The sequence below is a fragment of the Sporosarcina sp. NCCP-2222 genome (assembly GCF_023168145.1).
Lineage (GTDB): Bacteria > Bacillota > Bacilli > Bacillales_A > Planococcaceae > Sporosarcina.
The window spans coordinates 237,507-252,329 of record NZ_BQYK01000006.1 but is presented as its reverse complement, the minus strand read 5'-3'; the positions used below and the strand labels follow the sequence as shown (position 1 = coordinate 252,329).

14 protein-coding genes are annotated in these 14,823 nt (G+C 44.0%); 10 read left to right on the top strand and 4 right to left on the bottom strand.

Annotation, left to right across the window (positions count from 1 at the left end):
* Window positions 1-204: 204 nt before the first annotated feature.
* Complete coding sequence (locus tag NCCP2222_RS14550) at window positions 205-612, bottom strand: RidA family protein (protein WP_248513067.1); 408 nt, start codon at window positions 610-612, stop codon at window positions 205-207.
* Window positions 613-993: 381 nt separating this feature from the next.
* Here NCCP2222_RS14550 and NCCP2222_RS14545 point away from each other — a divergent pair, with 381 nt between their 5' ends.
* Window positions 994-2,463 carry a multicopper oxidase family protein gene (locus tag NCCP2222_RS14545; protein WP_248513066.1) on the top strand — a complete coding sequence of 490 codons (1,470 nt, stop codon included), beginning with the start codon at window positions 994-996 and terminating at the stop codon, window positions 2,461-2,463.
* 47 nt (window positions 2,464-2,510) lie between these two features.
* Here the strand turns inward: NCCP2222_RS14545 and NCCP2222_RS14540 are convergent, their stop codons facing one another.
* A complete protein-coding gene (locus NCCP2222_RS14540; protein ID WP_248513065.1) occupies window positions 2,511-3,143 on the bottom strand; it encodes a nitrite reductase in 633 nt (210 codons plus the stop codon).
* 243 nt (window positions 3,144-3,386) lie between these two features.
* Between NCCP2222_RS14540 and NCCP2222_RS14535 the strand changes: the two genes are divergently transcribed.
* The gene (locus tag NCCP2222_RS14535; protein WP_248513064.1) at window positions 3,387-3,719 is read left to right on the top strand and encodes an ArsR/SmtB family transcription factor; all 333 of its coding nucleotides are present in this window, start codon (window positions 3,387-3,389) and stop codon (window positions 3,717-3,719) included.
* 18 nt (window positions 3,720-3,737) lie between these two features.
* The gene (locus tag NCCP2222_RS14530; RefSeq protein ID WP_248513063.1) at window positions 3,738-4,685 is read left to right on the top strand and encodes a cation diffusion facilitator family transporter; all 948 of its coding nucleotides are present in this window, start codon (window positions 3,738-3,740) and stop codon (window positions 4,683-4,685) included.
* A 237-nt stretch (window positions 4,686-4,922) separates the two neighbouring features.
* Here NCCP2222_RS14530 and NCCP2222_RS14525 read toward each other — a convergent pair whose 3' ends face one another.
* A complete protein-coding gene (locus NCCP2222_RS14525) occupies window positions 4,923-6,971 on the bottom strand; it encodes a copper-translocating P-type ATPase (RefSeq protein ID WP_248513062.1) in 2,049 nt (682 codons plus the stop codon).
* Window positions 6,972-7,191: 220 nt separating this feature from the next.
* On the opposite strand from NCCP2222_RS14525, the gene NCCP2222_RS14520 reads away from it, so the two are divergent.
* From NCCP2222_RS14520 to NCCP2222_RS14505, 4 genes are all read left to right on the top strand, one after another.
* A complete protein-coding gene (locus tag NCCP2222_RS14520; protein ID WP_248513061.1) occupies window positions 7,192-7,467 on the top strand; it encodes a glutaredoxin family protein in 276 nt (91 codons plus the stop codon).
* A gap of 103 nt (window positions 7,468-7,570) precedes the next feature.
* Window positions 7,571-7,858 (top strand): metal-sensitive transcriptional regulator, encoded by a 288-nt coding sequence (locus NCCP2222_RS14515; RefSeq protein WP_248513060.1) that lies wholly within the window; start codon window positions 7,571-7,573, stop codon window positions 7,856-7,858.
* Between the two features lie 79 nt (window positions 7,859-7,937).
* Window positions 7,938-8,138 (top strand): copper chaperone CopZ, encoded by a 201-nt coding sequence (gene copZ / locus NCCP2222_RS14510; protein ID WP_248513059.1) that lies wholly within the window; start codon window positions 7,938-7,940, stop codon window positions 8,136-8,138.
* Between the two features lie 125 nt (window positions 8,139-8,263).
* Window positions 8,264-10,675 (top strand): heavy metal translocating P-type ATPase, encoded by a 2,412-nt coding sequence (locus tag NCCP2222_RS14505; RefSeq protein ID WP_248513058.1) that lies wholly within the window; start codon window positions 8,264-8,266, stop codon window positions 10,673-10,675.
* Between the two features lie 54 nt (window positions 10,676-10,729).
* Here the strand turns inward: NCCP2222_RS14505 and NCCP2222_RS14500 are convergent, their stop codons facing one another.
* Entirely contained in the window at window positions 10,730-11,278 is a 549-nt protein-coding gene (locus tag NCCP2222_RS14500) for a GbsR/MarR family transcriptional regulator (protein ID WP_248513057.1), read from the bottom strand.
* A gap of 187 nt (window positions 11,279-11,465) precedes the next feature.
* Between NCCP2222_RS14500 and NCCP2222_RS14495 the strand changes: the two genes are divergently transcribed.
* From NCCP2222_RS14495 to NCCP2222_RS14485, 3 genes are read left to right on the top strand one after another with little or no spacing between them, the layout of a single operon-like run.
* On the top strand, window positions 11,466-12,728 hold the full coding sequence (locus NCCP2222_RS14495; protein WP_248513056.1) for a quaternary amine ABC transporter ATP-binding protein: 1,263 nt from the start codon (window positions 11,466-11,468) through the stop codon (window positions 12,726-12,728).
* The gene (locus NCCP2222_RS14490; protein WP_248513055.1) at window positions 12,721-13,572 is read left to right on the top strand and encodes an ABC transporter permease; all 852 of its coding nucleotides are present in this window, start codon (window positions 12,721-12,723) and stop codon (window positions 13,570-13,572) included. The genes NCCP2222_RS14495 and NCCP2222_RS14490 overlap by 8 nt, the downstream gene beginning before the upstream one ends.
* Window positions 13,573-13,574: 2 nt before the next feature.
* On the top strand, window positions 13,575-14,486 hold the full coding sequence (locus NCCP2222_RS14485; RefSeq protein WP_248513079.1) for a glycine betaine ABC transporter substrate-binding protein: 912 nt from the start codon (window positions 13,575-13,577) through the stop codon (window positions 14,484-14,486).
* The last annotated feature ends 337 nt before the right edge of the window (window positions 14,487-14,823 follow it).

Sequence of the window (14,823 nt, the reverse complement as noted above, 5' to 3'; positions counted from 1 at the left end):
ACCGCCGTATACCGAACGGTACGTACGGTGGTGTGAGAGGTCGGGAGTTAATCACTCCCTCCTACTCGATTTTTGAATCACTTTATGATTTCCATGCCTTCCTTTGATGTCACGTACTGGTGCTCTCTAGCGGCTTCTTCAATTTCGAGATAGGCCCAGTGGGATTCTTGGGTATCTTTAACAGCCTGGGCACGTTTCAACTTCTCATTCGGCGGGAATCACTTTTGCGCACCAAAGTTCGATTTCAATCTTCAACTCTGGTAATCCTAGTTTACTTATATAAGCAATCGTCATTGCCGGGAATTTGTTGTTGAAAAGAGCTTCCCATTCTGAATCAAAGAAGCCCCAATCTATTTCTTCTGTTGACCAAATATTTACTTTAATAATATCAGCCGAATTTAATTCCTCAGATTCTAAGAGATTTTTTATATTTGTGAATGTGTTCACTACCTGCTCATTAAAGTCAGAAGGAACATGGCCGTTCATATCAACACCAATTTGGCCTGATGTAACAAATAACTCAGCATTTTTGGGAACTCTCGTGATATGAGTGTAGTGACCCACTGGTTTCGGCATAGATTCAGGATTTTTCCTTGTAATTTTTTCGTCCATTTTATTACCTCACCTACTATAGTATTTTTCTGCTCGTTTTCTTATCAAATTAGACAGACTCCGCCAATTTTAAATAGCTAAAAGAAAACAGCAGTGGAGTATCCATAGCCCATTGATAGAAACACAAGTATTTTTTTCTTCATTACTAGGACACTCCTCTATTTGTAGTGTGAGATATCAATATGATACATATATTACCTTGAATCCTAATCCCCGTCCAACAAGAGGTGCGAGCGTTGTTTTCACTCTCGGGGTTGGCCATCAACATACTCAAGAAGTCTTACTGAAAAAATGCAGTAGACATCATGCCGTTTGCATAATTTTTTCATATCTATTCGTTACTCTTATAAGGAACATATATAGAGGAAAGGCGGATAATAGATGCGACAAATCATTATGATCGCTGTAAGCACTATCATTCTTATGGTGATTAGCGGCTGCAGTGCGAAGCCGGAGGTTCATGAGACTGGAGAACATCAAAAGGGAAATGAGACTAGGATGGAAGGGCATACGAGCCATGATGATGTTGTTCATTTAAATGACTCGACAGGGGAGCATGAATTGAAGATTCCTCCATTGCTTCAACGTGAGCCGGGGGAGAAAATAACTTATACTGTGCGAGCACAAAAAGGAGAAACGGAACTTTATGATGGGATTCAAACAAAAACATATGGATACAATGGAACGTTTCTAGGACCAATGATTTCAGTGGAGAAAGGCGAAATGATCAGAATTAAGACGATCAATGAATTGGATGAACCGACTACGTTCCATTGGCATGGACTAAAGGTTGCAGGGGATATGGATGGAGGACCTCACGATCCGATTCAGCCTGGTGAGGAAAGGGTTATTAAATTTCAAGTAGCCCAAGAGGCCGCAACGTTATGGTTTCATCCACATCCTGAAGGCAATACCGCTGCACAAGTATATAACGGGCTTGCCGGATTGCTTTATATTCAAGACGAAAAATCGGAACGGCTTGGTTTGCCGAATCGGTATGGAGAAAATGACTTTCCTTTGCTTTTTCAAGATCGGTTGTTTGATGAACAAAAGCAGTTGAATTACGAGGCCGCCAAAAATACTGATGGAACCATTGGTGATACATTGCTTGTGAATGGGACAATTAATCCGAGATTGACTGTTCCGAGCGAGCAAGTTCGTTTTCGTCTGCTGAATGGATCCAATGCGAGAAACTTTACATTCAAGCTAAACACAGGAGATCCGTTTGTCCAAATTGCTACGGACGGGGGCCTTTTAAATGAACCGATTCAAATGAATGAAATCACGCTCACACCATCGGAACGTGCCGAGATTGTCATTGATTTTTCAAGTCTGAATAGGACGGATGAGTTGGCTTTAGTAAATGAGGACGGATCGATTCTATTACCGCTTGATGTTTCGGATCAGCAGGCGGAAAAGAGTACTTTGCCGAGTGAAATGAATGATTTTATTCTAACAGAGGAAGAAAAGAACTTACCGGTTACTAAAAAAGTGGAGCTATTCGGCATGATGGAGCATGTGACAATTAACGGCAAGAAGTTTGATCCAAATCGAATTGACTTTACACAAAAGCAAGGGGTCACGGAAGTGTGGGAGATTTACAATAAGCCGGACATGATGGGAGGAATGATTCATCCTTTCCATATCCACGGGACACAATTCAAGGTTATTTCTCGGGACGGAAAAGAGCCTTCGGAAAATGAACGGGGCTGGAAGGATAGTATTTCCGTCAAACCGGACGAGCGTGTGAAAATTGCAGTTCATTTTAAAGATAAAGGTATTTATATGTTTCATTGCCACATCCTTGAGCATGAGGACAATGGAATGATGGGGCAGATAAAGGTGGAATAAACCGAAACAGCCAGTGCATGCTATTCTGCACTGGCTGTCTTTGCTTGTCACACAGTAACCAAATGGATTTCTTGTTTCATTCGATCCACACCGACACGATTCACAAACTTAAAGAAAGATTCTCGTTTTTTCCCGTTTGCGGCATAGAAGTCGATTATCTGATCAACAGCCTCGTACAGTTCCTCTGGCTGTGCTTGTTCGAGGAGGAGAGTACCCGTTTTAGCATAAGCGCCTTTTGGATTCCCGCCAATATAGAGATCATAGCCATTTTTTGATTTGATAACGCCAATGTCGTTGACCAGGGGTTCGCCGCATCCGATAGGGCAACCCGTATACGCAGGACGAAGAGTAAATGGAACAGGACGTCCCGCGATCCGCTTGTTCAGCTCGATTGCAACAGGCATTCCTTCTTCTTCTGCTCCTTTACAGAAGTTGCAATGACGCAAGCTTTTGACATAATTTCCGACCGGATAACAGGCAAGTCCAACGTCGCTAAACTTCTTTTTAATTAACTCAACTTCGCTTTCTATCACTTCGATATATAGTTGCTGGAATGTCGTGACTTCCAGTTCCTGATCACCCAAATGCTCAGCAAGTGCCATCAATTGGCGAGCGTTTAATTTAGCGCCAAATGAAATTCCGCCGTTGACAGCAAGCTTCACCTTTTTTTCCGTTTGCATGGTTAGACACGCCTTTCTAGAGAGATAGATCTACTGCTATATTATAATACCCTTTAAGGGTATGTAAATAGATGAACTGTAAAAGGCATTGATTATTAGGTTGAAGTTATTGTTTTTATAATAAGGGTAAGAAAATATAGGGGGGTAATATATTTTGGTTTGACAATTAATAAGGTTAATTATAATATATGAACATATGCTCATATATGAATTTGTTAATTCCATGATTGGAGGGAAATACATATGAACGAAGATAAAAATACAGTGAATCAGCATGAAGAGGAGCAACTATTGGACGAGGAAACGCTATTCGTCGTCTCCCAAACTTTCAAGGCGCTAAGTGATCCAACCAGAATACGGATATTAAATTTGCTGTGCAAGCAAGAGTGTTCGGTAAATAACATTGCAGAAACGCTAAATTTAAGCCAGTCATCCGTCTCTCACCAACTGCGCTTTTTGAAGAATCTACGATTGGTCAAGTTTAGAAGGGAAGGGACGACACTTTACTATTCAGAAGACGATCATCATGTCATGAATTTATTGAAACAGGCCATTGACCACGCGGCACACAATTAAGATGAAGGAGGTATTTTTATGGGGCATGATCACGCGCACGATCACACGCACGGTGCTAACAAAAAAGTATTGCTCATTTCCTTTGTAATTATTACTACTTATATGGTTGTCGAAGCAGTGGGGGGATTTCTAACAAACAGCCTTGCACTCTTGGCAGACGCCGGACATATGCTGAGCGATTCAATTTCACTCGCTATTGCGTTGCTTGCTTTTAAACTCGGGGAAAAGGTGGCGAGCCGCAGCAAGACATTTGGCTATAAGCGGTTTGAAATTTTAGCCGCAGTTCTAAATGGTGTAACGTTAATTGTTATCGCCATCTTCATTTTTTATGAAGCTATCAAACGTTTTGCAAACCCACCTGAAGTGGCAACGACCGGAATGTTGATTATCAGCAGTATCGGACTCGCCATTAATGTTTTGGTTGCGTGGATCATGATGCGAGGAGCAGATGTAGAAGAGAACCTGAATATGAAGGGTGCTTATCTTCATGTCATCAGTGATATGCTCGGGTCCATCGGGGCCATTGCAGCTGCGCTCCTTATGATGTTCTTCGGCTGGGGGTGGGCTGACCCACTCGCAAGTGTCATTGTCGCAATTCTTGTGTTACGCAGCGGCTATTTCGTTTCCAAGTCAGCACTTCATGTTCTCATGGAAGGGGTGCCCCAAAACGTAGATATGGATGGCATCATTCAGACCATTCGTAATGCCAAAGGTGTGCAAAGTGTACATGATCTTCACGTTTGGTCCATTACGAGCGGATTAAACGCACTGTCTTGCCATGCTGTTGTTGACGATCAAATGACAATTGCCGAAAGTGAACAGGTGATTAGAAGAATTGAACATGACCTTTCACATCAAAATATCCATCATGTAACAATCCAGTTGGAAACGGCCGCCCATCAGCATGATGATTCGATTTTATGCCAAGTAAAACCCGAGCCGGCAGAAGATCATCATCATCATTAAGGATAAAATAGCAGTTGTTTAGAAGGCGCTTGAATGAAAACACTCAACTTCGTTTTAGGCAAAAACTTTCTATTAATGGTTGGAAAATGGCCGTCTTTACTCTGAAAATCAAGGTCATCCATGAGCTTACATGTACCCCTGATAGGTTATCTATAATTTGAAAACACCTCCGACACAGTGGATGTATTTGTTTCTGCATGCATTGTGCGGAGGTGTTTTATTATCAATGTATCCAAATCAGATCTTTAGCAGTCTTGCATTAATGGCTACAATCACAGTACTAAGAGACATGAGGATAGCGCCCAATGCAGGACTCAAAACTATACCGTAATTGTAAAGTACTCCTGCCGCCAAAGGAATTGCAAGAATATTATAGCCGGCTGCCCACCAGAGGTTTTGGATCATTTTGCGGTATGTCGCTCTGGAAAGTTTAATGCTATTTACCACATCGAGCGGGTTGCTTTTAACTAAAACGATGTCTGCCGTTTCGATGGCTACGTCGGTGCCTGCCCCGACAGCGATGCCAAGGTCGGCTTTGGCAAGTGCAGGAGCATCGTTAACACCATCTCCGGTCATAGCAGTTCGTAGCCGTTCAACCTTCTGTATATGCTCAATATTCTCCGATTTTTCATGTGGAAGAACCTCCGCAATAATTTCTTCTATATGAAGTTGCTGCCCGATATAATGGGCTGCCTTCGAATTATCTCCTGTTAGCATAATTGATTTGATATCCATTTCTTTTAACTGCTGGATTGCATCCACTGCCGTTTCCCGGACTATATCCGATAATGCAATCATCCCGGCTACCGTTTCATCAATTAATGTAAATACAACTGTTTTTCCTTCACTGGACCATTTATCAAAGAGCCCTTCATCAAAGGAGAGATTTTGCTCTCTAACAAAACCGGGGCTGACGACGGCTACTTGCATATCATTAACTATTCCTACAAGTCCTTTTCCAGTCAACGATTTGAAATTCTCAACTTTTCTAAGAGGCAATTCTAATTCCTCTGCTTTTTTTATAATGCCTTTGGCAAGCGGGTGTTGTGATTGCGCTTCAACCGCAGCTGCATACGAAATCACCTCTTTTTCATTATAGTGTTCAAATGGGTAGATATTTGTTACGCCAAATTCCCCTTTCGTGAGGGTACCGGTTTTATCGAAAACAATCGCTTCTATGTTACGGGCACCTTCAAAAGCTGCTCGGTTTCGGATGAGTAGTCCATTTTTTGCTGCAATGGAAGTTGAAACGGCGACCACTAATGGAGCTGCCAATCCTAAGGCGTGTGGACATGCAATAATGAGGACTGTTACCATTCGCTCAATTGCGTAGGAAACTGGAAAACCGAGAATCAGCCAGATTGAAAGGGTGAGCACACCTGCCGCCAATGCACCATAAAACAACCATTTGGCAGCTCGATTGGCGAGGTCTTGAGCCCTTGATTTTGATTCTTGGGCTTCTTTGACCAGTTTGACCACTTGAGAAAGATAGGTTTCACTGCCTGTCTTTTTTACTGAAAGGATCAGGGAGCCTTCCCCGTTAATGGAACCCCCGATAGCCTCCGCACCTTTTTCTTTTTCGATAGGCAGCGATTCTCCAGTCAACATTGATTCGTCAATGGTTGATGTACCTTCTATGATTATTCCGTCTACCGGCACCTTTTCGCCAGGCTTTACGAGGACCCGATCTTCTTGTTTCAACTCGGTTACATCTACTTCTGTAATGTTTCCATCCTGATTGATAAGATGCGCTTCGGAAGGCATTAGTTTGGCCAATTCTTCCAAGGCCTTTGAAGCCCCCATAACTGACCGCATTTCAATCCAATGGCCTAGTAGCATAATATCAACGAGGGTTGCGAGTTCCCAAAAGAAATCGTTTTCTGCCAAGCCGAAAACAGAGGCGGTGCTATATCCATATGCGACAACGATGGCCAGCGAAATAAGCGTCATCATCCCGGGATTTTTCTTTTTCAGTTCATCTTTTGCTCCTGCTAGAAACGGCCAGCCTCCATAAAAGAATACAAATGTGGAGAGGGCAAACAAAATATACATGTCTCCGTTAAATCTCCAGTCAACGCTTAGAAACATTTGAATCATAGGTGACAGAAGTAGGATAGGAATCGTGACTAGCAGTGAGATGTAAAAGCGTTTTTTAAAGTCACCGACCATATGGGCGTGATGGTTTTGGTGATTTACCATCCCGTGTTGGTGGTGATGTTCGTGGTGATTCGAATGTTCTTCTTTTAAAGTCTCTTCTTGTTCTTGGTGGTGAGAATGGTTTGTCATTCTACTCTCTCCTTTCTAAAATATCCGCTGGATTCGGTGTTGGCAGTTCGGTAAATTAGAAAAAATACTTGCATACCCTCATGAGGTATAATACCCTATTACCGTATATGAAAACATGTTTATCATTAGAGTAGAGAAGTTGAGCGAAGAATAGTAGGATACCCCGCGTATGTATCAAGATAGGACATCAAAATTACAGCTATTAAGGAGGTATAGACTTATGGGAAATGCACGTTTTGAACTGTATACACGACCGACTTGCTCGGATTGCCAAGATGCTAAAGCATTCCTCGCTAAGAATAATATTTCATATATACACTATGATCTTTCGAAAGAACCAGAACGGGAGAAGGAGCTCATTCAATTAAATGGTTCTCGAATTGTCCCAGCATTTATATTTACGAAAAAATCGCTGTTTGGCTTCAATAGGAAGCCGGATGTTCTTATTGGCTTTGAGCGAAATCATGAAGAAATAAAAAAGCGTTTGGGAATATAAAGGGATGAAAGCGCCGTTTATTGGAACCATATGATTGCTCTTGCGGACTCCAAGTGGTAGATTAGGGGTACAGGGTATCATAATAACTCTGAGGAGTGAACATATGACAGAATCGACTAAGAAGACGGTCCAGCCCAATAAGCAACAGTTGCTGAACCGGTTGAAACGTATAGAAGGACAAGTACGCGGGGTTCATCAAATGATAGAAAACGATCGGTATTGTGTTGATATATTACATCAGATCAGCGCAATTCAATCAGCTATGAACAAAGTTTCTTTGGCACTGTTAGAAGACCATACACATCATTGTGTCGTCAATGCCATTAAAGGGCAGGACGGTGAGGCTGCAATAGAAGAGCTGATGAATGTCATGAGAACTATGACGAAATAAAGATTTGATTTCTTGCTTGATATACCAGTATGGGGTATGTTATATTTAGTTTGTTAATTGAAACAGGAGGGGAATCATCATGAAGGAAGTTTTAAAAGTAGAAGGCATGTCTTGTGGACATTGTGTAAATGCAATCGAATCGAGTGTTGGCGAATTGGAAGGTGTATCTGCAGTTAAAGTAGATCTAGCCAATCATAAAGTGACGGTTGAATTCGATAAAGAAGATACATTAACTAAGATTAAAGAAACAATTGAAGATCAAGGGTATGACCTTGCATAACTTGTTGTCGATGCCGCTTACACCATATGGGGGTATAGGGCGGTGGAAGAAGTGATTATACGTCAGTCGTATGATCCTTCTTTTTTATAAGAATAATACCCCCTTACCGTATTGGAGGAATGAAAATGGCTACAACGGAAAAAACCTTGAAGATCAATGGCATGACCTGTGCGGCTTGTGCCAACCGGATCGAAAAGGGACTATCCAAAATGGAAGGTGTCGAAAAGGCCAATGTCAACTTTGCTTTGGAAAGTTCCACTGTCGTCTACGACCCTAATAAGACGAATGTTCATGATTTAACAGCGAAAATAGAGAAGCTAGGGTATGGCGTCATTCAAGATAAAGTTGAATTTGATGTCTCAGGCATGACTTGTGCTGCCTGTGCAGCACGGATTGAGAAGCGAGTTAACAAAATGGAGGGAGTTTCAAATGCTGCGGTCAATTTTGCGCTGGAAACCCTGACTGTCGATTACGATGGGGGCCAAACGTCTCCTGCCGAAATGGTCAGCACTGTGAAAAAGATGGGATACGAACTAATTCCGAAATCAGACAAAAAAGACACAGTAGATCATAAAGAACAGGAGATCCAGCGGCAAACTAGGAAATTCATTTTCTCAGCCATTTTGACGCTGCCTTTGTTATGGACGATGGTCGCTCATTTCAACTTTCTGTCCTTTTTATACTTGCCGCATTTTTTAATGAACCCATGGGTGCAATTGGCACTCGCGACTCCTGTTCAATTCATTATCGGAGCGCAGTTTTATAAAGGCGCCTTTACGGCTTTGCGAAATAAAAGCGCCAATATGGATGTCTTAGTAGCACTCGGAACAAGCGCAGCCTATTTTTACAGTCTTTATTTGGCGTATGAGTGGGTGGAGGCCGGCAAAGTCGGAGAACCGGAACTTTATTTCGAAGCATCGGCGGTCATTTTAACATTGGTCCTACTAGGAAAACTATTTGAAGTGCGCGCCAAAGGGAAAACGAGCCAGGCGATTCAAAAGCTGCTCGGATTACAGGCTAAAACAGCTCGTGTCCTTAAGGACGGAGTTGAAATCGAGGTTCCGATAGAGGAAGTCATGGCTGGGAATATCATTCTTGTCAAACCGGGAGAAAAAATTCCGGTGGATGGTGAAATAATTGCAGGTGAGAGTGCCATTGATGAATCGATGATTACAGGGGAAAGCATTCCTGTGGATAAAACTGCGGGGGACCCTGTCATTGGGGCAACCATCAATAAAAATGGTTCTTTGCAAATCAAAGCAACCAAGGTGGGAAAAGATAGTGCGTTATCCCAAATTGTTAAAGTTGTCGAAGAAGCACAAGGTTCAAAAGCAGAAATCCAGCGTTTGGCCGACAAAATATCCGGCATCTTTGTTCCCATCGTTGTCGGAATTGCCATTTTGGCGTTTCTGGATTGGTATTTCCTCGTCACACCAGGAGACTTCAGGGCAGCTTTGATTCCAACCATTTCTATCCTTGTTATCGCATGTCCGTGTGCGCTTGGTCTTGCGACTCCTACATCTATCATGGCGGGTTCTGGAAGAGCTGCTGAAATGGGGATCCTGTTCAAGGGCGGTGAGCACCTTGAAAATACCCGTGCCATTGACACGGTTGTATTGGATAAAACGGGAACTGTGACGAAAGGTGAACCGGCATTGACTGATGTTGTCGTTACGAAACGCTATGATGAACAAGATGTCCTGCAATGGGTCGCTTCAGCAGAGAACCAATCGGAGCACCCGCTGGCTCGAGCGATTGTAACAGGTGTGAAGGAGAAAGGCATTGAATTACTTGTACCTGAGTCCTTCCAAGCGCTTCCGGGCTTTGGAATTGAAGCACAAGTTGCCGGAAAGCGGCTGCTTGTCGGGACACGCAAATTGCTGCGCAGCCGGAATATCGACTTGATGAATATTGAGTCGAAAATGGAGGGCATGGAAAACGAGGGCAAAACGGCCATGCTTATTGCGGTCAATGAACAGCTTGCAGGCATTGTAGCAGTTGCAGATACAGTAAAAGAAACATCTCAAGCTGCCATCAAACGAATGCAGGCTCTCGGATTGGACGTCATTTTATTGACAGGCGACAACAAGCAAACAGCTGAAGCAATCGGGCAGCAAGTCGGATTGAGCCATGTCATTGCAGAAGTGTTGCCTGAAGAAAAAAGTGAGGAAATCAAGAAGCTGCAGGCGCAAGGTAAAAAGGTGGCAATGGTCGGTGATGGAATTAACGATGCGCCAGCACTTGCCATTGCAGATATTGGCATGGCGATTGGAACGGGAACCGATATTGCAATTGAAGCGGCTGACATTACGCTCATGCGCGGTGACTTGAATAGCGTGGCGGATGCCATCATTATGAGCCGCAAAACGATGCGCAACATTAAGCAAAATCTATTCTTCGCTTTCTTTTACAATACGATCGGCATTCCGGTTGCGGCTCTTGGATTACTTGCTCCATGGGTGGCAGGGGCCGCCATGGCATTCAGTTCGGTATCTGTCGTCTTGAATGCTTTGCGTCTTCAACGAGTAAAATTATAAGCAACGAGAAAGCCTCCGCCGATTGAATAAATCGATGGAGGCTTTTTTATTATTTTATTTATCCTTCAGATCTTTCGTCAGCGGAACAAGATTAAAAATTTCATGATTTTCAAACGCATCGACGAGTCTGTCGAGCCATTCAAAGTAATCCCGGATATATTCAAGTCTAGCAGCGTCCTGTTGAGCCAGTTCTTTCACTTCCTCGCTCGTTTCAGGATCCTCAACCAAACTTTCCAACTCGCTCAATGATTTTTTTATCGCAGTGGAGTGCAATGAAATGGATCTACGCCACTTGATGGAGAATAAGTCGATAAAACTTTGATACCAATCGTCCTTCACTTGATATAAATCTTTCCGGACGCCACGCTTCCAGGCGCGCTCCACCAATTTCAAATCAGACAAAGCCCTGACCGATGTGCTCATGCTCGTTTTACTCATGCCGAGCTCTTCTGTCATTTCATCAAGTGTCATCGGTTCATTATGAAAGAACATCGTGCCGAATTGCCGTCCTGCCGATGAAGTCAAACCGTATAAATGTATATTCTGTGCAATGGTCTCAATAATTCGCTCACGTGCTTTGTCGAGTGCTTCTTTGCCTTCCATGTGTGAGTTCCCTCCGCTATTATCATGTCACTTTTCCTAAGCGTATTATATCCACATTGGAATTGCAATGATATACGTTAGTTTTGTACAGTTTTTTCTGTACAAACAATTAATATAGTTAAAACGGTTGAAATTATATTTTCCTACACATATACTAGTAGACATTGAGTTTGTAAGGAGTGTACGTATGGAAGAATTGGAAGTTAAGAAGAAAATAGAAGTGAGGAATGTATCGAAGATTTTCGGCAAGAACAGTAAACGTGCGTCGCAGCTTCTCAACGAAGGGAAATCCAAAGCGGAGATCTTGAAGCAGACGGGAACGACAGTCGGCGTGAAAAATGCATCGTTCGATGTGTACGATGGTGAGATTTTCGTCATTATGGGTTTATCCGGAAGCGGTAAATCGACGCTGGTTCGTATGTTCAATCGACTGATTGAGCCGACAGCTGGAGAAATACGGATCGACGGAGACGATATCGTACGGATGAATAAAGAGCAACTTCGGAATGTCAGACGGAAAAAAATCGGGATGGTTTTCCAGAACTTTGCGCTCTTTCCGCATAAAACAATTTTGGAGAACACGGAATATGGATTGGAGATCCAAGGCACGGCAAAGGCTGAGCGGCAGGAACGTGCAAAAGAATCCTTACGGCTCGTCGGCCTGGCTGGTTATGAAGACCAATATCCGAACCAATTGAGCGGAGGAATGCAGCAGCGCGTCGGCTTGGCAAGGGCGCTGGCGAACGATCCCGATATTCTTCTCATGGATGAGGCGTTCAGCGCACTGGACCCATTAATCCGAAAAGATATGCAGGATGAATTGCTTCAATTGCATCACGACATGGGCAAGACAATTATCTTTATTACACATGATCTGGATGAGGCACTCCGGATCGGGGATCGGATCGCTCTAATGAAAGACGGCGATATCGTTCAAATTGGGACACCGGAAGAAATTTTGATGAGCCCTTCGAATGAATACGTTGAAAAATTCGTCGAGGATGTTGATTTATCCAAAGTATTGACGGCGGGCCATATTATGAAAAAAGCTGACACCGTCCAAGTTGACCGGGGACCGCGGGTTGCCTTGCGCTTAATGAAGCAGCTCCGCATTTCCTCTATTTATGTCGTCGACAAAGGGAACCGCCTGCTCGGGGCTGTTACGGCACAAGACACTGTGGCGGCTTCTGAATCTGGCGCTTCATTGGAAGAGGTGCTGATCAAAGATGTGCCCACAACATCATCAGATACCGTATTGACGGAGCTGTTTGATACGGTATCGACAACGACTATTCCAATGGCGGTAGTGGACGAACGCAATCATTTAGAAGGCATCATTATCCGGGGGGCAATGATTGGCGCGCTAGCTGGGGATGGGCAATTCATTAACGACAGCCGAACGATAGAAGAAGCGAAGCCTGTAGAGTTGGAGGTGGCGAGCAATGAATAAATTATTGCCTAGACTGCCATTTGCCGATTGGATTGATACGGGCATTGATTGGCTGGTTACACAATTCGGATCCGTGTTCGATGGGCTTTCAGGATTTTTAAAAGGAACGGTGGAAGGTGCCGTTGATCTAATGGCGTGGGTGCCATCCATCGTACTTGCCGTGCTCTTTGCGGTTGTCGCTTGGCTGCTGTCCACTCGGCGCATTGCGATTTTCACGCTGATCGGCCTGCTATTCATCGATTATCTTGGCTACTGGCATTCGATGCTTCAGATGCTGGCACTTGTCATCACATCTGTTGTCATCGCGCTCATAATCGGCATCCCGTTAGGCATCTGGGGATCGCAGCAGCCGACGGCTAAGAAAATCATCAGTCCGATTTTAGACCTGATGCAGACGATGCCAGCCTTCGTCTATTTACTACCGGCCATCTTCTTTTTCAATATCGGCGTCGTGCCGGGCGTAGTGGCCTCGGTCATCTTTTCTATGCCACCGACCATTCGGCTGACGATGCTCGGTATTGAGCAGGTGCCAAAGGATTTGATTGAAGCGACGGAAGCATTCGGCTCCACGACATGGCAGCGTCTCCTTAAAGTGCAGATTCCACTGGCAAAGCCGACAATCATGGCGGGAGTCAATCAAAGCATCATGCTTTCGCTTTCCATGGTTGTTATCGCATCGATGGTTGGCGCACCAGGTCTTGGAGAAGAAGTATATCGGGCGGTGACCCAATTAAAAACGGGTGTCGGGTTTGAAACCGGATTATCCATCGTCATCGTAGCCATTATTCTCGACCGGATTACACAACATGCAGGTAAGAAAAAACAAGGGGGAACTTTATCATGAATATTACGAAGAAATTTTTTGGACTAGGAGCGGCAGCAATGCTTGCAATCGGCTTAGCTGCTTGTGGCAATGAAGACGACAATGCCGGAAAAAATGAGGGGGCAAGCGGAAGTTCCTCCTCTTCAGTAGGAGAGTCTGTTGATTATAAAATTACTGGAATCGACCCAGGTGCCGGTATCATGGAAGCGACAGATAAAGCAATTGAAGAATACGGTCTCGACAAATGGACAGTTACGACTGGTTCAGGAGCAGCCATGACAGCAGCTTTGAAAAAAGCATATGACAAAGAAGAGCCGATCATTGTAACAGGCTGGACGCCGCATTGGAAATTCGCGAAGTTTGATTTGAAGTATCTTGATGATCCGAAAGGTGTATACGGCGGGGAAGAACAAATCCGTACCATTGCCAGAAAAGGCTTGAAAGATGACCTGCCGGAAGCATATGAAATCCTCTCAAACTTCCATTGGACAGAAGAGGATATGGGCTCGGTCATGGTAGCAATCCAAGAAGGGGCTAAGGAAGAAGACGCAGCCCGTGATTGGGTGGACGCTAATGCCGATAAGATTTCCGAGTGGACAGACGGCGTAGATCCGGTCGATGGCGATAAAATCAATCTTGCCTATGTCGCATGGGACAGCGAAATCGCCAGCCACAATGTTGTGAAGACCGTCTTGGAAGACATGGGCTACAAAGTGACTTTGACACAAGTCGAAGCCGGTCCGTTATGGACTGCGATTGCAGATGGAAGCGCCGACGCATCCTTAGCAGCTTGGCTTCCAGTCACGCATAAAACGTATGCCGACAAATTCGATGGTAAATTTGATGAGCTCGGCGTCAACATGGAAGGCGTCAAAATCGGCCTCGTCGTACCGAAATATATGGATATTGACTCAATCGAAGATTTAAAAGAATAATAGATAGGCTGCAGGTGGAGAGTAACAATTCGTTGCTCTTCACCTGATTTTTGATTTAGGAAGAGTGGACTGCACGTATATTTCTGCGAGAGCTCGTAAGTCGTCGCATACCGCTCGTATATTCCGGTGAGAGCTCGTAAGTCATCGCGTACCGCTCGTTTATTTCTGTGAGAGCTCGTAAGTCATCGCGTACCGCTCGTATATTTCTATAAGAGCTCGAATGTCTTTCCCCACTGCTCAAATATTCAAGTTAAAGTACGTCTCCTCTGTCCAGCTGCCAATATCTGCTCGGCGAAACAAGCCTGTCGCACACAAAGAATCACAAAGGGTTATTGTA

Bases quoted from the DNA above. Each gene is read 5' to 3' on its own strand.
- copZ (WP_248513059.1), top strand. From the start codon at position 7,938: ATGAAGGAAGTTTTAAAAGTAGAAGGCATGTCTTGTGGACATTGTGTA.
- NCCP2222_RS14500 (WP_248513057.1), bottom strand. From the start codon at position 11,278: ATGGAAGGCAAAGAAGCACTCGACAAAGCACGTGAGCGAATTATTGAG.
- NCCP2222_RS14540 (WP_248513065.1), bottom strand. From the start codon at position 3,143: ATGCAAACGGAAAAAAAGGTGAAGCTTGCTGTCAACGGCGGAATTTCA.
- NCCP2222_RS14515 (WP_248513060.1), top strand. From the start codon at position 7,571: ATGACAGAATCGACTAAGAAGACGGTCCAGCCCAATAAGCAACAGTTG.
- NCCP2222_RS14550 (WP_248513067.1), bottom strand. From the start codon at position 612: ATGGACGAAAAAATTACAAGGAAAAATCCTGAATCTATGCCGAAACCA.
- NCCP2222_RS14525 (WP_248513062.1), bottom strand. From the start codon at position 6,971: ATGACAAACCATTCTCACCACCAAGAACAAGAAGAGACTTTAAAAGAA.
- NCCP2222_RS14505 (WP_248513058.1), top strand. From the start codon at position 8,264: ATGGCTACAACGGAAAAAACCTTGAAGATCAATGGCATGACCTGTGCG.
- NCCP2222_RS14545 (WP_248513066.1), top strand. From the start codon at position 994: ATGCGACAAATCATTATGATCGCTGTAAGCACTATCATTCTTATGGTG.
- NCCP2222_RS14490 (WP_248513055.1), top strand. From the start codon at position 12,721: ATGAATAAATTATTGCCTAGACTGCCATTTGCCGATTGGATTGATACG.
- NCCP2222_RS14520 (WP_248513061.1), top strand. From the start codon at position 7,192: ATGGGAAATGCACGTTTTGAACTGTATACACGACCGACTTGCTCGGAT.
- NCCP2222_RS14495 (WP_248513056.1), top strand. From the start codon at position 11,466: ATGGAAGAATTGGAAGTTAAGAAGAAAATAGAAGTGAGGAATGTATCG.
- NCCP2222_RS14530 (WP_248513063.1), top strand. From the start codon at position 3,738: ATGGGGCATGATCACGCGCACGATCACACGCACGGTGCTAACAAAAAA.
- NCCP2222_RS14535 (WP_248513064.1), top strand. From the start codon at position 3,387: ATGAACGAAGATAAAAATACAGTGAATCAGCATGAAGAGGAGCAACTA.